This is a genomic window from Caballeronia sp. LZ029 (genome assembly GCF_031451275.1).
In the GTDB taxonomy this organism is placed as follows: Bacteria; Pseudomonadota; Gammaproteobacteria; order Burkholderiales; family Burkholderiaceae; genus Caballeronia; species Caballeronia jiangsuensis.
The window spans coordinates 228,359-252,065 of the sequence record NZ_JARUXO010000093.1 but is presented as its reverse complement, the minus strand read 5'-3'; the positions used below and the strand labels follow the sequence as shown (position 1 = coordinate 252,065).

At 64.5% G+C, this 23,707-nt stretch carries 18 protein-coding genes; 12 read left to right on the top strand and 6 right to left on the bottom strand.

Going from position 1 to position 23,707, the window contains the following annotated elements:
* Positions 1 to 68 precede the first annotated feature (68 nt).
* The 4 genes from QCE73_RS35265 to fae all read right to left on the bottom strand — a co-directional run bounded on the left by QCE73_RS35265 (position 69) and on the right by fae (position 4,557).
* Positions 69 to 1,442, bottom strand: a complete 1,374-nt coding sequence (locus QCE73_RS35265; RefSeq protein ID WP_309885680.1) for an MFS transporter — start codon at positions 1,440 to 1,442, stop codon at positions 69 to 71.
* A gap of 115 nt (positions 1,443 to 1,557) precedes the next feature.
* A complete protein-coding gene (locus tag QCE73_RS35260; RefSeq protein ID WP_309885523.1) occupies positions 1,558 to 2,997 on the bottom strand; it encodes an NAD-dependent succinate-semialdehyde dehydrogenase in 1,440 nt (479 codons plus the stop codon).
* Positions 2,994 to 4,031 (bottom strand): aldo/keto reductase, encoded by a 1,038-nt coding sequence (locus QCE73_RS35255; protein ID WP_309885522.1) that lies wholly within the window; start codon positions 4,029 to 4,031, stop codon positions 2,994 to 2,996. The genes QCE73_RS35260 and QCE73_RS35255 overlap by 4 nt, the downstream gene beginning before the upstream one ends.
* A 13-nt stretch (positions 4,032 to 4,044) precedes the next feature.
* Positions 4,045 to 4,557 carry a formaldehyde-activating enzyme gene (gene fae / locus QCE73_RS35250; RefSeq protein WP_035500012.1) on the bottom strand — a complete coding sequence of 171 codons (513 nt, stop codon included), beginning with the start codon at positions 4,555 to 4,557 and terminating at the stop codon, positions 4,045 to 4,047.
* Positions 4,558 to 4,888: 331 nt separating this feature from the next.
* On the opposite strand from fae, the gene QCE73_RS35245 reads away from it, so the two are divergent.
* From QCE73_RS35245 to QCE73_RS35195, 11 genes are all read left to right on the top strand, one after another.
* Positions 4,889 to 5,584 carry a hypothetical protein gene (locus tag QCE73_RS35245; protein WP_309885521.1) on the top strand — a complete coding sequence of 232 codons (696 nt, stop codon included), beginning with the start codon at positions 4,889 to 4,891 and terminating at the stop codon, positions 5,582 to 5,584.
* A gap of 21 nt (positions 5,585 to 5,605) precedes the next feature.
* Complete coding sequence (locus QCE73_RS35240; protein ID WP_309885520.1) at positions 5,606 to 5,830, top strand: hypothetical protein; 225 nt, start codon at positions 5,606 to 5,608, stop codon at positions 5,828 to 5,830.
* A 316-nt stretch (positions 5,831 to 6,146) separates the two neighbouring features.
* Positions 6,147 to 7,835, top strand: a complete 1,689-nt coding sequence (gene aspT / locus QCE73_RS35235) for an aspartate-alanine antiporter (protein WP_309885519.1) — start codon at positions 6,147 to 6,149, stop codon at positions 7,833 to 7,835.
* A 107-nt stretch (positions 7,836 to 7,942) separates the two neighbouring features.
* A complete protein-coding gene (aspT, locus tag QCE73_RS35230) occupies positions 7,943 to 9,628 on the top strand; it encodes an aspartate-alanine antiporter (RefSeq protein WP_309885518.1) in 1,686 nt (561 codons plus the stop codon).
* A gap of 22 nt (positions 9,629 to 9,650) precedes the next feature.
* Positions 9,651 to 11,300 (top strand): bifunctional aspartate transaminase/aspartate 4-decarboxylase, encoded by a 1,650-nt coding sequence (locus tag QCE73_RS35225; RefSeq protein WP_035500017.1) that lies wholly within the window; start codon positions 9,651 to 9,653, stop codon positions 11,298 to 11,300.
* Positions 11,301 to 11,545: 245 nt separating this feature from the next.
* A complete protein-coding gene (locus tag QCE73_RS35220; protein ID WP_309885517.1) occupies positions 11,546 to 13,189 on the top strand; it encodes a fatty acid--CoA ligase in 1,644 nt (547 codons plus the stop codon).
* A 21-nt stretch (positions 13,190 to 13,210) separates the two neighbouring features.
* The gene (locus QCE73_RS35215; RefSeq protein ID WP_035500019.1) at positions 13,211 to 13,678 is read left to right on the top strand and encodes a MaoC family dehydratase; all 468 of its coding nucleotides are present in this window, start codon (positions 13,211 to 13,213) and stop codon (positions 13,676 to 13,678) included.
* A 45-nt stretch (positions 13,679 to 13,723) separates the two neighbouring features.
* Positions 13,724 to 15,427, top strand: coding sequence for an alpha/beta fold hydrolase (locus QCE73_RS35210; RefSeq protein WP_035500021.1), 1,704 nt, complete (start codon positions 13,724 to 13,726; stop codon positions 15,425 to 15,427).
* 63 nt (positions 15,428 to 15,490) lie between these two features.
* Positions 15,491 to 15,910, top strand: coding sequence for a phasin family protein (locus QCE73_RS35205; protein ID WP_309885516.1), 420 nt, complete (start codon positions 15,491 to 15,493; stop codon positions 15,908 to 15,910).
* 46 nt (positions 15,911 to 15,956) lie between these two features.
* A complete protein-coding gene (gene phaZ, locus QCE73_RS35200; protein ID WP_309885515.1) occupies positions 15,957 to 16,790 on the top strand; it encodes a poly(3-hydroxyalkanoate) depolymerase in 834 nt (277 codons plus the stop codon).
* 74 nt (positions 16,791 to 16,864) lie between these two features.
* Positions 16,865 to 18,085, top strand: coding sequence for a DUF445 domain-containing protein (locus QCE73_RS35195; protein WP_309885514.1), 1,221 nt, complete (start codon positions 16,865 to 16,867; stop codon positions 18,083 to 18,085).
* On the opposite strand, the gene QCE73_RS35190 is transcribed toward QCE73_RS35195, so the two are convergent.
* Complete coding sequence (locus QCE73_RS35190; protein ID WP_309885513.1) at positions 18,086 to 20,821, bottom strand: LuxR C-terminal-related transcriptional regulator; 2,736 nt, start codon at positions 20,819 to 20,821, stop codon at positions 18,086 to 18,088.
* 301 nt (positions 20,822 to 21,122) lie between these two features.
* Between QCE73_RS35190 and QCE73_RS35185 the strand changes: the two genes are divergently transcribed.
* A complete protein-coding gene (locus QCE73_RS35185; RefSeq protein ID WP_309885512.1) occupies positions 21,123 to 22,913 on the top strand; it encodes an acyl-CoA dehydrogenase in 1,791 nt (596 codons plus the stop codon).
* A gap of 105 nt (positions 22,914 to 23,018) precedes the next feature.
* Here QCE73_RS35185 and QCE73_RS35180 read toward each other — a convergent pair whose 3' ends face one another.
* A complete protein-coding gene (locus QCE73_RS35180; protein WP_309885511.1) occupies positions 23,019 to 23,339 on the bottom strand; it encodes a DUF4148 domain-containing protein in 321 nt (106 codons plus the stop codon).
* Positions 23,340 to 23,707: the final 368 nt, after the last annotated feature.

The following is a 23,707-nucleotide window of genomic DNA, read 5'->3' as shown; positions in this document are numbered from 1 at the left end:
CTGATAATCGCGGATCGACAGGCGGCAAACCCGCTTGGTTTGCCGTCCGTTTCTTAAACCCCTGCTGTTTAACGCGTTACGTCGCCTTGACCGCACTGATTCAACGTCAGATGCTTCGTCTCCGGCGCCCAGGCGATCGACACGATCATGCCGACCAGCAGCACCGCGGCCAGCGCGAGCATCGTCATCTGAATGCCGGCCTGCGCAATGCCGACAGGCAGCAGAAACGTCCCGACCGCCGATCCCAGCCGGCTGCACGCAATCGACAGCCCCACGCCGCAAGCACGCGCCTCGGTCGGAAAGCACTCCGGCGGAAACACGCCGACGAGATTCGAGAACGCCGACATCGTCAGCGTGAAGATGCCGAACGCGACGATCATCCCGAGATTCGCCGAAGCCGGCAGCATCGCCAGCGCAAGCAGCGACGCGCAGCACACCGCGAACGAACCGATCAAAAACGAGCGGCGCGACAGCCTGATGGTCAGCCAGATGCCGAGTAGCGCGCCGAGCACGAGAAACGCATTCAGCAAGAGATCGGCGCCCGAGCCTTCGGGCACGCGGATCGCCGTGAGAATGCTCGGCAGGAACGTGTAGATCGCGAAATACGGAATCACGAGACACACGAAGAATGCGCAGTTGAAGATCGTGCGACGGATCAGATCCGGTTTGAAGAGCCGCGCGAAACCGCCCGCAGGCGCGTCGTGCCCGCCGGTATTCGCGCCGAGCGTGACGTTCGGACCGAAGTGCTTGCGCACGATGCGCAACGCTTCGTCCTTGCGTCCCTGGCCGAGCAGCCAGCGCGGCGACTCCGGCGTGCCGATGCGCAGGATCAGCACGAGAAACGCCGGCACGCCAGCCGACGCGAGCAGCCAGCGCCACGCGTCCGGCGAGGCGTCGGCGTAATGCATGCCGAGCACGTTCGCGATCACATAGCCGATCGTCCAGATCACGCTGAACGATCCCAGCAACGTGCCGCGATGCTTGCGCGGCGAAAACTCCGCGAGAATCGCATGTCCGACCGCGAAGTCGCCGCCCATGCCGAAGCCGATCAACACGCGCAGGCCGACGAGCATCGCGGGCGTCGTCGCGTAGAACTGCGCGAAGGCGGCCGCCGTGATGATGACGAAGCTCAGCAGGAAGATCTTTTGCCGTCCGAGCTTGTCGGAAAGCCAGCCGAACACGAGACTGCCGATGAAAATGCCGATCAGCGCGGACGAGCCGAGCAGGCCCATCCAGAATGCATCGAGCGGAATCTGCCTGTTCAGCGATGTCAGCGCATAGCCGATCGTGCCGAGCGCATAGCCTTCCGTGAAGTGCGCGCCGAAGGTCAGACCCGCGATCTTGACGTGAAAGCGGTTCAGCGGAACATCGTCGAGCGCGACGCGATCGGGGGTGCCGGCGAAAGGCGCGGCGGCATGCGCAGCGAGCGCATCCGCGCTCATGCTTCGAGTATCCAAGAGTATCTCCTCCATTCGGAGTGCAGCGGCGCGGATCGCACCGCATGAAAACCGCGCACGCGATGGTTTTGTCGTTCGTGCGTGCGCGGCGGTTGATGCCTCAGCGACCGAGGCCGGCCATCATCATGTACTTGAGCTCCATGTATTCATCGAGCCCGTACTTCGATCCTTCGCGGCCCAGTCCCGACTCTTTCACGCCGCCGAAGGGCGCGACTTCCGTCGAGATGATGCCTTCGTTGATGCCGACCATGCCGCTCTCCAGCGCCTCGCCGACGCGCCATGCGCGGCCCAGATCGCGCGTGTAGAAATACGCGGACAGGCCGTAAGGCGTGTCGTTCGCCGCGGCGATGACTTCTTCTTCTGTGCTGAAGCGGAAGCACGCGGCCACCGGACCGAAAGTCTCTTCACCGGCGATCAGCATCGACGGCTTCGCGTCCGCGAGCACCGTCGGTTCGTAGAAAGTGCCGCCGAGCGCGTGCGGCTTGCCGCCGGTGAGAATCTTCGCGCCGTGGCTCACGGCATCGGCGACATGTGTCTGCACCTTCGCGAGCGCCGCTTCGTTGATGAGCGGACCCTGATCGAACTCGCCTGCCAGGCCGTTGCCGACGCGCAAGGCATGCACGGCGCGCGTGAGCGCCTGCGTGAACGCGTCGTAGACGCCGTCCTGCACGTAGAAGCGGTTCACGCAGACGCACGTCTGTCCGGTGTTGCGGAACTTCGACGCGATCGCGCCCTGCACGGCGGCGTCGATATCGGCGTCGTCGAAAACGATGAAGGGCGCATTGCCGCCGAGTTCCAGCGACAGCTTCTTGAGCGTATCCGACGACTGCTTCGCCAGCAGCTTGCCGACGCGCGTCGAGCCCGTGAACGACAGCTTGCGCACATCGCGAGATTCCGTCAGCGTCTGACCGATGGCGACGGCATCGCCCGACACGATATTGAACACGCCCGGCGGAATGCCCGCTTCCTCTGCGAGCACGCCGAGCGCGAACGCGGACAGCGGCGTCTCCTCCGACGGCTTCAGCACCATCGTGCAGCCCGCCGCGAGCGCCGGGCCGGCCTTGCGGGTGATCATCGCGAGCGGAAAATTCCACGGCGTGATCGCCGCGACGACGCCGACCGGCTCGCGCGTCACGATGATCTTCGAATTCGGCTTCGGGCTCGGAATCACGTCGCCGTAGCTGCGCTTGGCTTCTTCCGCGAACCATTCGAAGAAGCTCGCGGCATACGCGACTTCACCGAGCGCTTCGGCAAGCGGCTTGCCCTGCTCGCGCGTCAGCAGTTCGGCGAGCGTGTCGCGATTGGCGAGCATTAGTTCGCCCCAGCGCTTCACGCGCGCGCCGCGTTCCTTCGCGGTCAGCGCGCGCCAGGCCGGGAAGGCGCGCCGGGCGGCGTCGATCGCCTGGCGGGTTTCCGCGCTGCCGCCGCGCGCGACGTTCGCGATGACGTCGCCCGTCGCCGGATTGCGCACGGCATAGGTGCTCGCGCTCTCGCGCCACTGGCCGTCGATGTAGTGATTCGTCTGCAACAGGGTCTTCATGCTGCGCGCTCCAGTGTGTCGTCGAACACGCCTTGCGCGGCACGCGACTCGCGCGCGATGCGCCGTCCCGCCGTGTAGTCGTTGATGAGATCGCACGGCGTGTAGTTGCGCTCCAGCTCGTGCAGTTCGTCGGCGTCGAGGCGCGTGTCGAGCGCGGCGAGCGCGCTGTCGAACTGCGCAGCCGAGTCCGCTCCGACCAGCATGCTCGCGATGCCCGGACGGCTCAGCACCCACGCCTGCGCGATCTGCGCCGCCGATACGCCGCGCCGCGCCGCCACGCGCGCCACCGACGCCGAGACTTCCTGCGAGGCACGGTCGCCGTACATTTGCGCGGTGAAGAAGTCGGTCTGATTGCGGTTGGACTTCGCATCGCAGGTCAAAAGACCACGCGCGAGCGGGCTGAACACCGAGACGCCGACGCCCTGATCGATGCAGTACGGAATCATCTCGCGCTCTTCCTCGCGATACGCGAGATTGAGCTGCAACTGCATGTTGACCGGCTTGTGCCAGCCGTGGCGCTCACATGCCTGCATGATCTTGGCGAACTGCCAGGTGTACATCGTCGATACGCCGATGTAACGCGCCTTGCCCGCGCGCACGATGTCGTCGAGCGCGCACATGGTTTCCTCGACGGGCGTGTTCACGTCGAAGAAATGCAGCATGTAGACATCGACGTAATCCATGTCGAGACGTCTGAGCGACGCGTCGATGCCGTCCATGATGTGCTTGCGCGAATGGCCGCCCGCGTTCGCGTGGCTCGCCATGTCGTAGCCGACCTTCGTCGTGACGACGATTTCGTCGCGCTTCACGAGACGCTTCAGAATGCGGCCGACGACTTCTTCGCCGACGCCCGTCGAATAGAAATCGGCCAGATCGATGAAGTTCACGCCGTGATCGAGCGCGTGCTTCACGATCGGCTCGCTTTGCGCTTCATCGAAAATCCAGGGCTTCCATTGCGGCGTGCCCATGTTCATCGTGCCGAGGCACAGACGCGAAACCTTGAGGCCGGACTGGCCGAGACGCACGTATTCCATTTGCGATAACTCCTCAGCGCTTCTTCGGCGTATAGAACGGGTTCGACACTTCGCGCGCGGCCTTGAACACCGCTTCCTTGCGCGGCAGACCTTCCATCGCGGCGATGATCGCGTTCTTGCACGCGCGATAGTTGTTCTCGTAGACGGCGTCGAGATCGTCGGTCTTCGGGTTGACCCAGTTCGCCGACACGACGACCCAGTCGTTCTCCGCTTCCGGCGGCAGCGTGCCGTTTTCCAGCGATTCCGCGACCGCCTTCGCGATGCCCGCCTGCGATGCGCCCCACGTCGCGTTGCCGTGGAAATCGCCGTCGATCTGCGCCTTGTTGACATACAGCGTGAGCGGCTTGGTCGGCACGCCCGGCTGCGCGATCACGACGAACGGCGCGTGACCGGCCGAAGGTGTCGCGAGCGCGGTCGAGAATGCCTGACCGGCCGGGCCGTTGCGCGGTCCGACCAGCACGTTGATGTGGGCGAGGTTCACGCCCGGTCCTTCGAAGCCTTCGCCGATGAAGAGAGTCTTTTCCATTGTCTCGTTCCTGTTTTTCCGTCAGAGAGAATCGGTTGCGCCACCGCCGCGGTGGATGAAGGGCATTCTGCGGCGGCGCTCGCGCGAGCAGGAACCGACGATTTTTCAGGCCGGCGTTGAGGAAAGCTCAACTCGGGGTTGACCCGTAGGCACTGGGGCAACGGCATGAGTCGCGGGTCTCGAGTGAAAGAATCTGTAACTACGTGAATCTCGGCTGGCCCCGGCTCCGTATGCGCAGTGAGCGCGAGCATCCTGGAACCCCGGAGTCACGTCGAGGAGCAATACTCTGATGGTTAGAACTTCCGACCGTATCGTCGTACTGGGCCTTTCGGTGATCGGCGTATCGATCATCGGCTTGGTCGCGTTGCTTCAACATCATGAGCCGCATGCGGTCGAACCCGCCTGGTCGTCTCGGCAACAGCCATCCGTGGTGACGGGCGCCGTTGGTTATCGCGCGCCCACGGCGGTCGTCGATTCGGGTGAACAGGAAAATACCGACGCAGGTAAGTCGCCCACGCCTGAATCGGCGTCGAGCATCGTCGGGCCCGACGCCGGCGACGAGCTGGACGAACGCCCGCAGACATCGAGTGTCGAGAAGAGGGTGCTACCGCCGGCTACGACGCGCGCCGTGCCTGCGATCACGCAACAGCCGGGACGACATGCCGAGCGCAAGCGCGCAGCGCCGCAGAGCGATGTGCGCGCGACGAGCACACATGACACTTCCGTTTCTTCGGAGCCTCATGAAGGAGAGACCGGTCAAGCGGAAAGCCCGAGTCGTGACGCCATCGTTCCTGCGCAGCCTCCAATGTCGAATTCGGCGCCGTCGGCGTTGACGGAGGTTGGAACGATGCAAAGCCTGCCGGGTCCGCTCGACGCACTGCCTCTGGCGCCCGCGACGCCGCGACCGAAATCCCGGCAGGACGTGCAAGACGAACTTCGCAAGGCGCGGTCGAACGGGTCGCTTCCTCGATTCGGCAATCCGGACCCCTATGGTCCGGGCGGATCACCGAGCGCGGCTGACAGGTAGCGGGCAATTGCGCCAGGTTAAATGGGCGAAGTCGGACCAAATGTTGGGAATCCGCCTTTCGTTAATACGCGTGATGAGAACGGAAACGTTCGGCCAGATATCATTTTGACGGGGTTTCGTAAATTCGAAGGACAAATCGGTAATTCCGATTACGGGATAGACGCCATTGCGTTCGGACTCTCTTTTCATCAGCGTGAAAATCTCGGCGATCAGTTCGGTATTGCCAAAGCGCAATCGATCGAATGAATCCGCATAAAGCTCGACCTCATTAGGCACAACAGCGTAAGCGGTAAGGCTTGCGGAAACCGAGCCGGGAAGCTTTCAGACGGCGCCTCTAACCCTGCGCGCTCAGGGAATGTTTTCTTGAAAGACATGGCGATCTATCAAAAAAGCACTTCTCATAAATTTAATCGACTACCCAAAGCAGCGATTTATATTATCGGTCTAAGCGACGACTCTTCGCCAACGCGACTTGTCGGAAGTTTCTCTATTAGCGGCTGAGTTATCCGTTTGGGATTCAAAGCAATCCATACAATGCGGCGCAATTTCCGGGGATGCGTAGATGATTGCCGAATTGTTCAGGTCTCAGCCAGAGATTGCGTTGTTCGCGAGCCTTGCATTCGGCTATCTCATCGGTTCCTTCAAAATTGGCCCGATCCAGCTAGGCGGCGTGTGCGGCACGCTGATCGTTTCGCTGCTGCTCGGCCAGACAGGCGCGCGTCTGTCGCCCGATCTCAAGAACATCGCGTTCGCGCTCTTCATCTTCGCGCTCGGTTTCACCGGCGGCCCGCAGTTCTTCGCCAATGTCGGGCGCGGCTGGCGTTACGGGGTGCTGTCGATCGTCGAGATCGTCTCGGTGCTCACGCTCGTGATGATCGCCGTCGCCGTGCTGCATCTCGATCCCGGCACGGCAGCGGGACTGCTGGCGGGCGCGGCGACCGAATCGGCGGTGATCGGCACGGCGTCGGAAGCCGTCGCGAAGCTCGGCTTGCCCGACGCGGACACCTTGCGCCTGCAGGCGAATATCGTCACCGCGTACAGCGTCAGCTATCTGTTCGGACTTATCACCATCGTGCTCTTCACGAGTCAGTTCGCGGCGCTGCTATTGCGCGTGAATCTGCGTGAAGAAGCCGAGCGCCTGTGGCGCAAGCTCGGCGGCGGCGATTCGCTGGGCGAAGGCGAACGGCTCGCCGCGCCCGCGCTGGTGGGACGCGCGTTTCGCGTCGGCCGGGCGGCGGGCCTGAGCGTCGGCGCTTTCGAAGCGCAATACGGCCATAACCTGACCATCGAGCAGATCGAGCGTGGCGGCGCGGCGCTCGCCGTCGCGCCCGGCCTGACGCTCGCCGCGGACGATCTCGTGCTGGTCGGCGGGCGGCGCGAGGCGTTGATCGAGGCCGCGCCGGCGCTCGGCGAGGAGGTCGCGTCGGGCCATCATTTTTCGACGGCGCTCGCCGACATGGTCGATGTCGTGCTCACGCGCAAGGACGCGCACGGCGCGACGATCCGTCAACTGCGCGAGCGTGCGGACCCCGAGCAGGGACGCGGCATCTACATCGCGGCCGTGACGCGGCTGGAGAACCGCATACCCGCGCTTCCGGGCACCGAACTCAATCGCGGCGACGTGCTGACGCTGGTCGGCGCAAAGGCCGACGTGCTGCGCGGCGCGAAGCGGCTCGGCTACCTGCTGCCGGCCACCCTGAAAACCGACTTCGTGTATCTCGGGCTGGGCGTGCTCGTCGGCATGGCGATCGGCCGGCTGTCGGGCACGTTCGGCGGCGTCACGCTCGCGCTCGGCACGGGCGGCGGCTGTCTGCTGTCGGGGCTGCTGTTCGGCTGGCTGCGTTCGTTCCATCCGATCGTCGGTTCGCTGCCGCCAGCGGCGGCGCAAATTCTCAAGGACTTCGGACTCGCGACGTTCATCGCGGCCGTCGGGCTGTCGGCGGGGCCGGACGCGATCAAGCTCGTGCATCAGTACGGTCTCGCGCTGCCCGTCGCCGGGATTCTTCTGGTGCTGGTGCCGGGGCTGTTGTCGCTGTGGATCGGCCGGGCGTTTCTCAAGCTCGATCCGCCGATGCTGCTCGGCGCGATCGCCGGCCAGCAGTGCAGCACGCCCGCGATCAGCGCGCTCGTCGGCGTGACGGGCAACTCGACGCCCGTCATCGGCTACACGATCACCTACGCGCTGTCGAACATTCTGCTGCCGCTGATGGGGCCCGTGGTGGTCGGCCTCGCCGCGCAGTTCAAGGGCTGAAGAGCGCCATGAAGGCGCCGATTTGCGATCGGGCAAGGGAAGGTAGTGCCATGTCGTCCGCCGCGTTTCGTAGCGGACCCCAAGCGCGTTTTCAATGAGAGGGCACGATGGACTGGATACACAACATCTTTCACAAGTCACCCGAGATAGCGTTGTTCCTGTCGCTGGCCGTGGGGTATTTCATCGGCCAGATCAACTTCGGCAAGTTCCAGCTCGGGGGCGTCGGCGGCTCGCTGCTGGCGGCCGTCGTGATCAGCCAGGCGGGCGTGTCGATCGACAACGGCGTGAAAGCCGTGATGTTCGCCGTGTTCATCTACGCGGTCGGCTACGACTCGGGGCCGGGCTTCTTCAACTCGCTGAACCGCAAGACGCTGCGTGAAATCGCGATGGCGGTGTTTCTCGCGGTGTCGGCGCTCGTCACCGTCATCATCTGCGCGAAGATCTTCCATTTGAACAAGGGCCTGGCCGCCGGGCTCGCGGGCGGCGCGCTCACGCAATCGGCGATCATCGGCACGGCGGGCGATGCGATCGCGCGGCTCGGCCTGCCAGCCGAAGAAGTGAAGTCGCTGCAGTCGGACGTGGCCATTGCGTACGCGGTGACGTACGTGTTCGGCTCGCTCGGCGCGATCATCGTGTGCGTGAACATTTTGCCGAAGTTCATGGGACGCGATCTGCGCTCGGCCGCGCTCGACGCCGAAGCGAAGCTCGCGGGCGGCACGCCGTCGCGCGCGCCGGGGCAACTGGCGGCGCTGCCCGAACTGGTCGGGCGGGCGTTCAGGGTCGGGGCGGCGGCGGGGCGCAAGGTCTCCGAGATCGAAATGGCGGCGCAGGACTTCGTGTCGGTCGAGAAGATACGGCGCGCGGGCAAGGAGGTCGAGCCGGGGCCCGATGTCGTGCTCGCGGCCGATGACGTCGTGCTCGTGGTCGGACGACGCGAAGGCATGGTGCCCATCGCGCCGAAGATCGGCATCGAAGTGTCGGACGTGACGGATGTCAGCGCGGTCATGCAGACGCGCCAGGCCGTATTCACGGCGAAGGGCCTGAACCATACGACGATCCAGAAAGTGCGCGAGACCGTCGACCGCGACTTGCGTCACGGCGTCTTCCTCGAAAGCATCACGCGCGTCGGGCAGCCGGTGCCGATCCTGCCCGAAACCAAGCTCGAACACGGCGACGTGCTCACCTACTTCGGCTCCGCGAAAGACACGAAGCGCGCGGTGGCGGCGACAGGCTACGAGCTGCCTTACTCGATCAAGACCGACTTCATCTATATGGGCGTCGGCATGGTCGTGGGCCTGTTGATAGGGCTTGTCGTGGTCAACATTGGCGGCGTGCCGCTCACGCTCGGGTCGGGGGGCGGCTGCCTGCTCGCGGGCCTCGTGTTCGGCTGGATGCGCGGCAAGCATCCGATGTACGGCGTGATGCCGCCCGCCGCATCGCGCCTGTTGCAGGACTTCGGGCTGGCGGCGTTCGTCTCGGTGGTCGGTCTGAACTCGGGATTGCAGGCGGTGACGACGATCAAGGAACTCGGCGTCACGATCTTCCTGCTCGGCGTGGTCGTGACGATGCTGCCGCTGCTGCTCACGATGCTGTTCGGCCGCTACGTGCTGAAGTACGACAACGCGGCGATCCTGGCGGGCGCGCTGTCCGGCTCGCGCAGCGCGAACCCCGCGTTCGGCGGCGTGCTGGACAAGGCCGAAAGCGCCGTGCCGACCGTGCCGTTCGCGATCACCTATGCGATCGCGAACGTGCTGCTCACATTACTGGGGCCGCTCGTCGTCGGCCTGGTTTGAATCTTTCACTGGAGAACGCATCATGGCAAAGGCCAACAAGAGCAAGGATCAGGCAGCGCTGCAGGCATTGAGTCCGTTCGAACTGAAAGACGAGCTGATCAAGGCGGCGGGCGGCGGAGCAGTCGAACGTCCGGCCAACATCTCGATGCTCAACGCCGGGCGCGGCAATCCGAACTTTCTCGCGACGATCCCGCGCCACGGCTTCTGGCAACTCGGACTCTTCGCGATGCGCGAGTCGGAGCGCTCGTTCGCGTACATGCCCGAGGGCGTCGGCGGCTTTCCGAAGCGCGAAGGCCTGTCCGAGCGCTTCGAATTGTTCCTGCGCGAAAACAAGGGCGTGCCGGGCATCGCCTTTCTCGCGGGCGCCGTGTCGTATGTGCGCGATCAGCTCGGCCTGTCGGGCAACGATTTCCTCTATGAGATGTGCGAAGGCATTCTCGCGTCGAACTATCCGGTGCCGGACCGGATGCTGAAGCTCTCGGAGACCATCGTCGGGCAATATCTGCGGCGCGAGATGATCGGCAAGTATCCGTTCGTCGGCGAATTCGACATCTTCGCCGTCGAAGGCGGCACCGCCGCGATGACGTACATCTTCAACACGATGAAGCAGAACCATCTGATCAAGGCGGGCGACACCATCGCGCTCGGCCGTCCGATCTTCACGCCGTACATCGAGATTCCGACGCTCGGCGAGTACGACCTGAATGTCGTGAATCTGGATGCCGACGTCGAGAACAACTGGCAATACTCGAAGGCCGAACTCGACAAGCTGCGCGATCCGAAGGTGAAGGCGTTCTTCCTCGTGAATCCGAGCAATCCGCCTTCCGTGAGGATCAGCGACGAGAGCCTCGAATACATCGCGCAGATCGTCAAGGAACGCCCCGATCTGATCCTGCTGACGGACGACGTGTACGGCACCTTCGCCGACGACTTCGTGTCGCTGTTCGCGCTCGCGCCGAAGAACACGATTCTCGTGTACTCGTACTCGAAGTATTTCGGCGCGACGGGCTGGCGTCTGGGCACGATCGCGACGCACAAGGACAACATCCTCGACAAGCTGATTTCCGAGTTGCCGAAGGACACGAAGAAGATCCTGCATCATCGCTACGAGTCGATCACGACCGAGCCGGACAAGCTGAAATTCATCGACCGGCTGGTTGCGGACAGCCGCACCGTCGCGCTGAATCACACGGCGGGCCTGTCGACGCCTCAGCAAGTGCAGATGGTGCTGTTCTCGCTGTTCTCGCTGATGGACACGCCGGATGCCTACAAGGATGCGCTCAAGCGCCTGATCCGCAGCCGCAAGCGCGCGCTCTACGAAGAGATCGGCATTGCGTTCGACGAGAAGGACGCGAACCAGGTCGATTACTACTCGATCATCGACATGGAATATTTCGGGGAGCGCGCGTACGGGCGCGAGTTCGTCGACTGGCTGCTCAAGCACACGGAGGCGTCGGAGTTGCTGTTCCGTCTCGCCACCGATGCGCGTGTCGTGCTGCTGCCGGGCATGGGCTTCGGCACGAAGCATCCGTCGGGGCGCGTGTCGCTCGCGAATCTCAACGAGTCCGACTATCGGAAGATCGGACGCGCGATCCGCAAGCTCACCGACGAGTATGTCGAGCGCTACAACAAGGAGACCGGCAAGAACATCGAGAGAAAAGAAGTCAAGTGAGGGCCTCGCGGCCGCGTTAGTGACCCAAAGGACCGCTCGCCGCTCGCATCGCGCGAAGCGAGCGGGGTTTCCCTTACGTACAAACCCCTGAAGTCTCGGGCCTGAGCGGGCTGTATCACGGCACGCTCCCCCGTTCAGGGGATGGTTCCGAATTCCGTTCCCTTCGATCATTCACTTACCGGAAACGACACCGCCGCCAGCCGGCGATGTCCGCCCCTCTAACAGAATGAGACAAGGAGACACAGATGCGGGACGACCTCCAGGCCGCCGCGCCCTCGGCGTACGCCTATCCGTTGCTGATCAAGCAACTGCTGCACACGCCGTTCGTTCAGGCGCCCGACCAGGAGATCGTCTACCGGGGCCGGACGCGCATGACCTATACGGGCCTGCGCGAGCGCATCGCGCGACTCGCCGATGGCCTAAGCCGGCTCGGCGTACAGCACGGCAGCACCGTCGCCGTGATGGACTGGGACAGCCACCGCTATCTGGAATGCTACTTCGCGGTGCCGATGATGGGCGCCATCCTGCAGACCGTCAACGTGCGTCTCTCGAATGCGGAGATCGCGTACACGATCAATCACGCGGGCGCGGAAGTTCTGCTCGTCCATACCGATTTCCTCCCGGTGCTGGCGGCGATCGAGGATCAGCTCGAAACCGTGCGCACCTTCGTTCTGATCGACGAGCGGGACGGCGAGACCTGCGAGCACGCCCTGTCGTTCGCGACCGAATACGAGGCGATGCTCGCCGCCGCCGCCGATCACTACGATTTCCCCGACTTCGACGAAAACACGCGCGCCACGACCTTCTACACGACCGGCACGACGGGCCTGCCCAAGGGCGTCTACTTCTCGCATCGTCAGATCGTGTTGCACACCATCACCGTGATGGCCGCGCTGGCGAGCCCCGAATCGGGTCAGCGCTTTCATCGTGGCGACGTCTATATGCCGCTCACGCCGATGTTCCATGTGCACGCGTGGGGCATGCCCTACATCGCCACCATGCTGGGCGTGAAGCAGGTCTATCCGGGACGTTACGTGCCGGACCGGCTGGTGCGGCTGCTGCACGACGAAGGCGTGACGTTCTCGCATTGCGTCGGCACGATCCTGCATATGCTGCTCACCTGCGGCGAAGCGAAATCGGCCGACTTCAGCCGATGGAAGGTGGTCATCGGCGGCGGCGCGCTGACGCACGGGCTGGCGCGCGCCGCGCTCGATCGCGGCATCGATGTCTTCACGGGCTACGGCATGTCGGAGACGTGCCCGGTGCTGAGCCTCGCGCAACTGAAACCCGGCGACGAATCCCTCGATCTCGACGAGCAAGTGCGCCTGCGCTGCCGCAGCGGTTCGCCGATTCCGCTCGTCGATCTGCGCATCGTCGACGCGAACATGGGAGACGTCGCGCACGACGGCAAGGCGAACGGCGAAATCGTTGCCCGCGCGCCCTGGCTCACGCAAGGCTATCTGAACAACCCCGAGGCATCCGAACAGCTCTGGGACGGCGGCTATCTGCATACGCAGGACATCGCGAGCATCGGCGCGAACGGCAGCCTGCTGATCACGGATCGCATGAAGGATGTGATCAAGTCGGGTGGCGAATGGATCTCGTCGCTCGAAGTCGAGAGCCTGATCTCGATGCATCCCGGCGTCGCCGAAGTCGCCGTGATCGGCGTCAGCGACGAGAAGTGGGGCGAGCGGCCGGTCGCGCTCGTCGTGACCCGCGCGGACGCGGTCATCACCGAGGACGAGATCAAGCGTCACGTGCTGACGTTCAGCGCATCGGGACGCATCTCGAAGTACGCCGTGCCGCAAATCGTCAGGTTCGTCGATGGACTGGAGAAGACGAGCGTCGGCAAGGTGAACAAGAAGTGGCTGCGCGCCCAGTTCGTCTGATCGGTCATAAGGAGCCAGGCAATGTCGAGCATCAAGGAATACCGCGTCGCGTCGATCGAGGATTTCGTCGGTCGGGAGCTGGGCGTGTCGGACTGGACGGTCGTGGATCAGGCGCGCATCGATGACTTCGCGCGCTGCACCGGCGACACGCAGTGGATCCACGTCGATGTGGAACGCGCGAAGCGCGAGAGTCCGTTCGGCGGAACCATCGCGCATGGCTATCTGACGCTGTCGCTGTTGGCGCCGCTCGCGATGGATATCGGCGTCATTCCCGAGGACGCGTCCGCCGGTCTCAACTACGGACTCGACAAGGTGCGCTTCATGACGCCGGTGAAGGCCGGTGCGCGCGTGCGCAACCGCGTGAGCTTGTTGTCAGTGGAGCGAAAGAGCGGCGGCCGGGTCATCGTCAAGACGAAGAACGAGCTGGAGATAGAAGGTGAGGACAAGCCCGCGCTCATCGCGGAGACGCTGGCGATGCTGATCGCGTAAGCAAACATAACGAAGAACCTGAGAGCAAGTCGGAGGAGCATCAAAATGGCGGTAAGCACTAAAAGACTGGCGCGCGAAGCGGCAGCGAACGATCTCGTGCATTCGGCGACGGAAGGCATGTCGGGCCCGAATCCGTTCGTGGGATTGCGTCCTTGCGATGTCGTCGCGACCGCGCACCACATCGGCGCGCAGGCGTGGCGGCAACCCGCGCTGATCGTCGAACAGGAAGCCGCGCTGATCCGCGATCTGATCGCCGCGCTGAGCGGCGACGCGCCGGGCGCGCCGCAGAGCGACAAGCGTTTCGCCGATGTCGCGTGGCGCGACAACGCGCTCTATCGCATGACGATGCAGGGCTATTTCGCATGGCGCGACGCGCTCTCCGGCTTCGTCGATCGCTCCGCGCTCGACCCGAAGAGCAAGGAGCGCGCGCAGTTCGTGATGTCCCTCTTCACCGACGCGATGTCGCCGACCAATACCCTGCTCGGCAACCCGGCCGCGCTCAAGAAAGCCGTCGATTCGGGCGGCGCGAGCCTGATCGGCGGACTGAAGAACGCCGTGACGGACATGGTGAAGAATCAGGGCATGCCCGCCCAGGTCGACCGGACCGCATTCGAGGTCGGCAAGAATCTCGGCACGTCGAAGGGCGCTGTCGTGTTTCGCAACGAAGTGCTGGAGCTGATCCAGTACGCGCCGGCGACCGCGAACGTGCACAGCCGGCCGCAACTGATCGTGCCGCCGCAGATCAACAAGTTCTACGTGTTCGATCTTTCGCCGGGCAAGAGCATCGTCGAGCATCTGCTGAAGAGCGAGTTTCAGGTGTTCGTCGTGAGCTGGCGCAATCCGACCGCGGCGCAATCCCGCTGGGATCTCGACACCTACGTGACGGCGCTCCTCGAAGCGATCGCGGCGGTGCGCGACATCACCGGCAGCGACGATGTCAACCTGCACGGCGCGTGCTCGGGCGCCATGACCATCTCGGCTTTGCTCGGGCTTCTGGCAAGCCGTGGCGATAAATCCGTTCATGCCGCGACGCTGATGGTGGCCGTGCTCGACAACACGGCGGACTCGCAACTCGGTCTGTTCGCGACGCCCGAGGCCATCGCGGCGGCGAAGCATGCGAGCACATCGCGCGGGGTGCTCGCCGGCGAGGAGATGGGACGCGTGTTCGCATGGATGCGGCCCAACGATCTCGTCTGGAATTACTGGGTCAACAACTATCTGATGGGCAACACGCCGCCCGCGTTCGACATCCTTTACTGGAACAACGACACGACGCGTCTGCCGGCGAAGCTGCACGGCCAGTTGCTCGACATCTTCACGGACAACCTGTTCACGAAGCCCGGCGCGCTGAGCGTGCTGGGCACGTCGATCGACCTGAACGACGTGGCCTGCGACAAATACGTGGTGGCGGGCATCACGGACCACATCACGCCGTGGAAGGGCGTCTACGACACGGCGCGTCTCTTCGGCGGCGAGACGCGCTTCGTGCTGAGTTCGAGCGGTCACATTCAGAGCCTGATCAATCCTCCGGGCAACCCCAAGGCGAAGTTCTATCTCAACCCCGCTCTGTCCGCGAGCGCCGACGCATGGCTCGACGCCGCCGAGCCGACAACGGATTCGTGGTGGAACGACTGGAGCGTGTGGCTCGCCGCGCGCTCCGGCAAACGCCGCGCGGCGCCTGCCGCGCTAGGCAACGAACGGCATCCGTCGCTCGCGGCCGCGCCGGGCACTTACGTTCTGCAGGACTGACTTCGATGCGCCAGCCGCGTCGCGGCTGGCATCGACTTATTTTCATCGAAAGGAAAACGGATCATGGAATCGACCCAACAAAGCAGTTTCCTCGGCGGATGCCTCAAGTTCATCGAGCCTTTGCGCTTGCCCGGCTTCGATGCGAACGCCATTCTGGATTCGCGCCGCAAGGACATCGAGGCGCTCGCGACCGCCGGCGCCACCGCGCTGACGGGCATCCAGTCGCTCGGCCAGAAGCAGATGGAAATCCTCACCGGAACGATGACGCGGGTCCGCGCGCTGTCCGGCAAGCAGCCCGGCCAGGACGCGAGGCCGGCCGGCGCGAGCGAAGCGGTGCAGCAGGCGTTCTACACGACGCTTTCCGATGTGCGTGAACTCTTCGGCACGGCGTATCGCGCCCAGTCCGACAGCTACGCGGTGATTTCGAAGCGCGTCGCGGAGAACGTCGAGGAGTTGAGGACGCTGCTGCAACCGCGCAAGTAATGCGTCCCGCGCGTCGCATCAACGAGATCAGGTCTGGATGAGAGCAATGAATAACACTTCCGAGTCTGTCGGCATCATGGAAACCCAGACCGTCGATCTCGACGGTCAGCTCGTGCGCGTAGGCGTGCGGCATGGAAGCGACGCATCGCCGCCGCTTCTGATCTTCAACGGCATCGGCGCGAATCTGGAACTCGTCGAGCCGTTCGTCGAGGCGCTGGGGGATGTCGGCGTCATCATTTTCGATGTGCCCGGCGTCGGCGGTTCGCCCGTGCCGTTCGCGCCTTATCGCTTCTCCACGCTCTGCGTGTTGACCGACAAGCTCCTCGAGCGGCTGGGACACGACGGGCCCGTCGACGTGCTCGGCGTATCGTGGGGCGGCGCGCTCGCGCAGCAGTTCGCGCGGCAATATCCCGAGCGCTGCCGCCGACTGATTCTCGCATCGACATCGGCGGGCGTGCTCATGATACCGGCGCGGCTTTCCGTTCTGTCGAAGCTGATCGGGCCGCGCCGTTACACCGATCCGGCGTATCTTCAGCAAGTCGGCCCGGAAATCTACGGCGGCGCTTATCGGCGCGATCCGGAGCTTCTCAAGGAGCACAGCCGCCATATCCAGCCGCCGCGCGGCCGCGGATATCTCTATCAACTGATGGCCGCCTGGGGATGGACCAGCCTGCACTGGCTGTGCACGCTGCCGCAGACGACGCTCGTCATGCACGGCAACGACGATCCGATCGTGCCGCTATCCAACGCGAAGATTCTGGCTGCGCGCATCCGCCAGGCGGTGCTGTATGTGATCGACGATGGTCATCTGTTCCTGATCACGCGCGCGAAGGACGTCGCGCCGGTCGTGCGCAGGTTTCTGCGTCAGGAGCCGGGTTGAGCTTGCCGTTTCGCGGCGGACGAGGTGCGGCCGCGAACGCGTCCGCCGCGCCTCAAAGCGAGAATGAACGCCGGATGGCTCGTATGCGACGCGCGGCGACCGGTCTGCTCGGATGCATGGCCGTGCTGCTGTTCGTCTGCGTCGTTCTTGAGGAGCGGTATCCGTGGCTCGCGTGGCTGCGATCGTTCGCCGAAGCGGGAACCGTCGGCGCGATCGCGGACTGGTATGCGGTGGTCGCGCTCTTCCGGCATCCGTTCGCGTGGCCGTTGCCGCACACGGCGATCATCGCGCGGAATCAGCCGCGCATCGCGGAGAGTCTCGGCAGGTTCGTCGAAGAGAATTTTCTGACGCCCGAACTGATCGTCGCGAAGCTCGGCAGTCACAATGCCGCGAAAGCGCTGGCGCAATCGCTGTCGGATCGCGCGAACAGCGAGATCGTCGCGGCGGCGCTCGTCGAATCGCTCCCCGGCGTGCTGGACACCATCGACGAGAACGAAGCCGCGCGCTTCATCGAATGGATGCTGCTGCCGCGTCTGCGCAGCTTCGACGTGTCGCGTGCGGCCGGGCGCGTGCTGGGCATGCTCGCCGAGGGCGACCGGCATCGGCCGCTCGTGGAACACGGACTTCGCGCGCTCGAACGCTGGCTCGTGCGTCATGCGGGCCTGCTGAACGCGAAGTTCAGCGAGGCGTCGCGATACACGCCCGCGCGCTTCGACGCCTATGTCGTCGATCGTTTCGTTGCGGGCATCGTCGCACTGGTGCAGGAAGTGGCCGCCACGCCGGACCATGCGCTGCGCCGCGAGATCGACCGCGCCTTCCTGACTTTCATCGAGCAGTTGCAGACATCGGATACGCACCGCCGCTTCGGCAAGTCGTTGCTGCGCGACTGCATTCGTGAGGTGAGGCGAGTGGGTCATGCCCGCATCGTGCTGAGTACCATACGCCGCCATATCGCCGACGATGCCGCCCGCGAACGGTCCGTCACGCGCGCCATCGCGACATCCATGCTGGTCTCGCTCGGCGACGGCGTGTCGCGCTCGCCCGCGCTTCAGCACACGCTCAACGCGTGGTGGCTCGAAGTGGCGCGCACACTCGTCGTGCGCTATCGCAGCCGGTTGACGGAACTGATCACCGAGGTCGTCAAGGGCTGGGACGCGACCGAGGTCAGCCGGAAGATCGAAGCGGAAATCGGCCGCGATCTGCAGTTCGTGCGCGTCAACGGCACGCTGGTCGGCGGCATCGCGGGCGTGCTGCTTCACGCGGGCACGCTCGCCGTGGCGCATTACGCGATCTAGTCAGCCGTGGCGCACGAGCCCCAGAGCCTGCGCGCGCGCGACGGCGTGTGCGCGCTTGTCGACCGCCAGCTTCACGAAGATGTTCTTGACGTGGGACTTGATCGTCTCGGGCGTGACGCCGAGGTCGCGCGCAATCTCCTTGTTCGACAATCCCTGCGCGATCAGCTCGACGATGTTGCGCTCCCTCGCGCTCAGCGGTTCGCGTCCGGCGTCGCGGCGCGATGTGCCGTCGGGCTGGTACTGCGCGCGCCAGCCGTCGAGCAGACGGTCGATATAGCTCAGCGCCTCGCGCGTCTGCGCCGAGTTGCGCGCGTCGTCCCGAAGCGCCTGCAGCAACGGTCCGATCTGCTCGCCCTGATCGAGCAGCGACTGATGCAGCCCGGCGGGCGCGGCCATCCTCACGACTTCGCCGATGACCTCGACCGCATCGCCGCGCATGCCTGCGCTCATCCACGCGAGCGCCTGCATGGTGCGCAAGCGCAAGCCCAGGTAATGGTTGTGTCGGCGTTCGGCGCTTTGCCGCGCCTCGTCCAGCAGATCGACGGCTTCGCGGGTGCGGTTCTGGCTCACCGCGACGCAGGCCGCCGCGAGCGCGCGATAGTTGTCGATCTCCGCCGACGCCGGCGCGCCCGACTCGCCGCCGTGCGCGGCGAGCGCATCGAGCTGGGCCACGCATGCCGACGCTTCCATCGTTCTGCCTTCCCGCAGATGCAGCCGCGTGCGTTCGACGAGTCCCGCGGCCAGCAGACGCCGCCAGCCGCGCTTGTGCCCGAGCGTCTGCGCACGGTCGAGCAGCGCGTAGGCATGCGCCGGGTTCGAACGGGCGATCGCGATCCGGATCAGCACGCGATAGGCGATCAGCACGCTGTCCAGCATGTCCGCCAGATCGACGACGGGCATCAGGTCGAGGAGCAGCGCTTCGGCTTCGTCGAGGCGTCCCTGTTCGTAGCGCAACTGCGCGATCATCGGCACGCACAACGCCGCGGAGACGGACTGCGGGCCGGCGTAGCGCTGGGCCATGTGCATCGCCTCCGTGAAGTACTGCTCGGCCAGCGGGAAGTGCAATTGCTGCATTTCCGTATGGCCGAGCAGGCACAGCCGATAGACCGGCGTCACCACGTTGCGCTGATCGTCCTCGATGGCGCAGGGAATCCAGGGCGTCGCATAGAGCGCTTCGAGATTGCCGGCTCGCCAGTGCGCGAAACGCACGACGTTGGAGACGACGTTGACCGTCCAGAGATCGCTCGACGGCCGTTCGATACAGGTCTGCGCGAGTTCGAGCGCGCGCTGCGGGTCGTCCTGCAGGCCCGCCAGCACGGAGCGGATCGCCAGGCATTCCCGGCGCAGTTGCTCCGCCTCGGCGGCGACGGCGACGCCGCCGGCATCGCGCTCCAGGGCGTCGATCATCGCGAGGGCATCGTCGAAACGCAGCGCGAGCGCCATGCCCCACGCGATCGCCAGCCTCACCTGCAACTGCGCCTGCATCAGATTCGCCGGGAACTCGCGCTGCCAGCCGAGCAGCGTGAGCAGATCGCCTTTCATCACGAGCGTCATCGCGCAACGGCTCATCAGCGCGAGCGCCTCGTCGGTCGCACCCGCGGCGAGCGCGTGCCTGACGGCGTCGGTCCATTGCGTTTCGCGTGCGTACCATCGGCATGCGCGCAGATGCAGGTCGGCCACCTGATGGCGATACAGCGTGTCGAGCCGCTGGCGCAGGTAGTCGCGCATCAGATGGTGATAACGGAACGAGCGTCCTTCGAGGTCCATCGGTTCCAGCAGGAGCTGGCGCGCGGCGATCGTCTCCAGCATGCCCTGGCTGTCCGCGACGCCGGTGATCGCCTCGCACAGCGACGCGTTCAGCCCCTCGACGATCGACGTGCGCAACATGAACTCGACCACCTCGGCGGGCAGGCGCTTGAGCATCTCCTGAAGATAGGCCGCGAACGGCCGGGACGCGCCGGACGGCATGGGCGATTCCGCGTCCGTCCGGGATTCCTCCCGCGCCAGCACCGCCGCGGAAATGCGCAGCGCGGCGGCCCAGCCCTCGGTGTTGGCGAAGAGCGAGCGGAGCGTGGACGCGCTCAGCTTGCCCGGACATTCGCGCTCGACGAAGGAACGCGTTTCGTCGAAGTTGAAGCGCAATGCCGATGCGTCGATTTCCATCAGCTCGTTGCGCGCCCGCAGGCGTGCGAGCGGAAGCGTTGCGTCGTCGCGGGTGCAGATCACGACGTGGACATGCGACGGCGCATGCTCGATGAAAAACGCGACGACCTCGCGCACGACCGGCAGACCGATCAGATGATAGTCATCGAGAAAGAGATAAAGCTCGTCCTCGACTTCGATCAGCTCGTTGATCAGCGTCGCGACGATCGATTGCGCGGGCACGAGCGAGGCATCGGCGGTCAGCGCGATCGCGGACGCGCCGATGTTGCCGCACGCCTGCCGCAACGCCTGCGCGAGATGGTGAAGGAAGCGGGCGGGTTCGTCGTCGTCCGCGTCGATGGAAATCCACGCGACCAGCGCGCCGCGCTCCCGCAGCCAGCCGAGCCACGTGAGCGCAAGCGAAGTCTTGCCGAAGCCCGCGGGCGCCTTGATGACGGTGAGACGCCTGTTTTCGGCCTGCGCGGCCAGATCGACGAGCCGCGGCCGATCGATCAGCCCGGCGGGAAGGCGCGGCGGAAGGAGCTTCGTGGCGAGCAGAAGGGTGGGCCTGATCGGCTCGATGACTTCGGTCATATGCGTCGGCGGCTGCGGTCCTCGGGTGACGCCCGGCTGCCATCTCCCGCCTATGCGAATCGCGCTCCCCTGTACGGGGGATATCGCGCGGCACCACGCTGGGAGACCATGGATTCCCATAGGGGAGATCGGCGTGCAGCCTGGCAACGGCGCAGTGCGAGGCACTGCTCACCCGATGATACGCGAGTCTCGATCGCGTGCATCGCATTGCAACGCACAAAACGGTCTCCCCGGACGATACGACGCGATCCGCGTCCGCCGTATGTACCGAACTCATAACCGACAAACTTAGAGACAACCGATGAGCACTTACATTGCACCCGTGCGCGACATGCGCTTCGTGATGACCGAACTTGCGGACCTCGACGCGCTGTCGTCGCTGCCGGGCTTCGAAGAAGCCACACCAGAACTGGCCGACGCGGTACTCGAAGAAGCCGCGAGATTCGCCACCGAAGTGCTCGCGCCGCTCAACAAGACGGGCGATGCACAGGGCGCGCGTCTCACCGACGGCGGTGTGATCGCCGCCGATGGTTTTGCGCAGGCTTACCGGCAATTCGCGGAGGGTGGATGGACCGGCCTCGGCGGCGATCCCGAGTTCGGCGGACAGGGATTGCCGGAGCTGTTGCACGCGGCGGCGGTGGAGATGTGGAATTCGTCGAACATGGCCTTCGCGCTGTGTCCGCTGTTGAACGCGGGCGCCACCGAGGCATTGCGGCACCACGGTTCGGACGATCTCAAACAACGCTATCTGCCGAGGCTCGTCAGCGGCGCGTGGACCGGCACGATGAATCTCACCGAGCCGCAGGCCGGTTCCGACCTCGCCGCCGTGCGCACGAAGGCCGTGCCCGAGGGCGATCACTATCGGCTGCACGGTCAGAAGATCTTCATCACGTGGGGCGATCACGACATGACCGACAACGTGATCCATCTCGTGCTCGCGCGCACGCCGGATGCGCCCGAAGGCGTGCGCGGCATCTCGCTCTTTCTCGTGCCGAAGTTCCTGCCGAACGCCGATGGATCGCCGGGGCAACGCAACGACGTGCATTGCGTGTCGCTCGAACACAAGCTCGGCATTCACGCGAGCCCGACCTGCGTGATGAGCTTCGGCGACAAGGAAGGGGCGATCGGCTATCTCGTCGGACAGGAGAACAAGGGCCTCGCCCATATGTTCACGATGATGAACGAAGCGCGGCAGAAAGTCGGCATTCAGGGTCTCGCGATCGCGGAGCGCGCGTATCAGCAGGCCCGCGACTATGCGAAGGAGCGCGTGCAGGGACGACTTGCTGCGAGCCGCACGGGCGGAGCGGTCGCAATCATTCAGCATCCGGACGTGCGCCGCATGTTGCTGACGATGAAATCGCAGATCGAAGCGATGCGCGCGTTCGCCTACGTGATGGCCGCCGACATGGACCGCGCGCATCGGCATCCTGACGCCGCCGAACGCGCGCTGCGTCAGGCGCGGGTCGATCTGCTGATTCCGGTGGTGAAGGGATGGTGCACCGAACTGGGTGTCGACATCGCATCGCTGGGCGTGCAGGTGCATGGCGGGATGGGTTTTATCGAGGAAACCGGCGCGTGCCAGTATCTGCGGGATGCGCGCATCGCTCCGATCTACGAGGGCACGACGGGCATTCAGGCGGCGGATCTGGTGGGACGCAAGCTCGCATCGGACGGCGGCGCCGCCATGTCCGCGCTGCTCGCCGAGATGCGAAGCGTCGCGCAGGAACTGGAGCGCAACGCCGATGCGCGGCTCGCGCCGATGGCGCCCGCTTTCGCCGCGAGCGTGCAGGCGCTCGAAGACGTCACGAAGTGGATGTGCAGCGCCGCGAGCACGCACGTCGATGAAGCGCTCGCGAGTTCCGTCGACTTTCTGATGATGACGGGCTATGTCTGCGGCGGATGGCAGATGGCGCGCGCTGCGCTGGTTGCGTCGGCGCGCGAGGAAGCGGGAGAGGATCAGGCGTTTCACCGGACCAAGGTCGCTACCGCGCGTTTTTATATGGAGAAGATCCTGCCGAAGACGCACGCGCTTCGGGAGATGATTCTGCGTGGAGCAGCCGGAGCTATGGACATCGGGATCGAGCAGTTCTGAAAGCAGGCGCCACTGGTTGTGGCGCCGTTTTTGTTTAGTTAGACATACGTATCGATATCGCTTTGCCGATCTTCTCTCAATGTGCGTTTGCGTCTGGGCCCGGCATCACGGCGCTACTGCCGGTGCGTTCGTTGGCTTCTGTCCAGCCGCCTTCTGCTGGGCGTTCTGGAGATTCTGCGGATAGTTGGTCTGGTTTCCTCCCGGGTTGTACCCATTCTTTTCCAGCGTGCTCAGCTCGGCGTTCTTCTTTGCGCGCCGCGCTTTGCTTTCCGCTTTCTTTTGCGCCTTGAGTTCCTGCTTCGACATCGTAGCGCCGGACGTGTCCGCGTCGCTGGCGGCGGCGTGCGCCTGAAGCGCCGGGGTCAGGACGAGGCTCAACGCCATACCTGCCGAGCCAGCAAAAACGGACAGTTTCTTGAGGTTCATACGTATCTCCGCATAGGGTAGGTTGGCGACGGAAGACTGCTTCAACGCTAACTGGCTGGTTCCTGATTGGAACGCCCGAACCGTAAACGATGAGGCGTCGAAAGGGATACGGGGGTTAACCGCGAGGATAAACACAGCATACCGCTGAAGTGCTTTTGCGCGCGAGCTTAAAGCGGCACTTTCCCTGATTCCGCGAAAGAGATTCCCCCTTCTGCTCTTTGTTCGAGTGAATAGGGAAGATAGACTCGCCAAAAATACACAAGAGCAGTGCAGGAGACGACGACATACGGAAGTATCGTCGCCCACGCTCGATGAACGATAGACGGATGCGAAGGAAGCGAGCGTCAGCAGTTCACGCGTAAATGGCG

Bases quoted from the DNA above. Each gene is read 5' to 3' on its own strand.
- QCE73_RS35190 (WP_309885513.1), bottom strand. From the start codon at position 20,821: ATGACCGAAGTCATCGAGCCGATCAGGCCCACCCTTCTGCTCGCCACG.
- QCE73_RS35205 (WP_309885516.1), top strand. From the start codon at position 15,491: ATGGAATCGACCCAACAAAGCAGTTTCCTCGGCGGATGCCTCAAGTTC.
- fae (WP_035500012.1), bottom strand. From the start codon at position 4,557: ATGGAAAAGACTCTCTTCATCGGCGAAGGCTTCGAAGGACCGGGCGTG.
- aspT (WP_309885519.1), top strand. From the start codon at position 6,147: ATGATTGCCGAATTGTTCAGGTCTCAGCCAGAGATTGCGTTGTTCGCG.
- QCE73_RS35265 (WP_309885680.1), bottom strand. From the start codon at position 1,442: ATGAGCGCGGATGCGCTCGCTGCGCATGCCGCCGCGCCTTTCGCCGGC.
- QCE73_RS35260 (WP_309885523.1), bottom strand. From the start codon at position 2,997: ATGAAGACCCTGTTGCAGACGAATCACTACATCGACGGCCAGTGGCGC.
- phaZ (WP_309885515.1), top strand. From the start codon at position 15,957: ATGAATAACACTTCCGAGTCTGTCGGCATCATGGAAACCCAGACCGTC.
- QCE73_RS35210 (WP_035500021.1), top strand. From the start codon at position 13,724: ATGGCGGTAAGCACTAAAAGACTGGCGCGCGAAGCGGCAGCGAACGAT.
- aspT (WP_309885518.1), top strand. From the start codon at position 7,943: ATGGACTGGATACACAACATCTTTCACAAGTCACCCGAGATAGCGTTG.
- QCE73_RS35225 (WP_035500017.1), top strand. From the start codon at position 9,651: ATGGCAAAGGCCAACAAGAGCAAGGATCAGGCAGCGCTGCAGGCATTG.
- QCE73_RS35255 (WP_309885522.1), bottom strand. From the start codon at position 4,031: ATGGAATACGTGCGTCTCGGCCAGTCCGGCCTCAAGGTTTCGCGTCTG.
- QCE73_RS35180 (WP_309885511.1), bottom strand. From the start codon at position 23,339: ATGAACCTCAAGAAACTGTCCGTTTTTGCTGGCTCGGCAGGTATGGCG.
- QCE73_RS35215 (WP_035500019.1), top strand. From the start codon at position 13,211: ATGTCGAGCATCAAGGAATACCGCGTCGCGTCGATCGAGGATTTCGTC.
- QCE73_RS35220 (WP_309885517.1), top strand. From the start codon at position 11,546: ATGCGGGACGACCTCCAGGCCGCCGCGCCCTCGGCGTACGCCTATCCG.
- QCE73_RS35240 (WP_309885520.1), top strand. From the start codon at position 5,606: ATGGGCGAAGTCGGACCAAATGTTGGGAATCCGCCTTTCGTTAATACG.
- QCE73_RS35195 (WP_309885514.1), top strand. From the start codon at position 16,865: ATGGCTCGTATGCGACGCGCGGCGACCGGTCTGCTCGGATGCATGGCC.
- QCE73_RS35185 (WP_309885512.1), top strand. From the start codon at position 21,123: ATGAGCACTTACATTGCACCCGTGCGCGACATGCGCTTCGTGATGACC.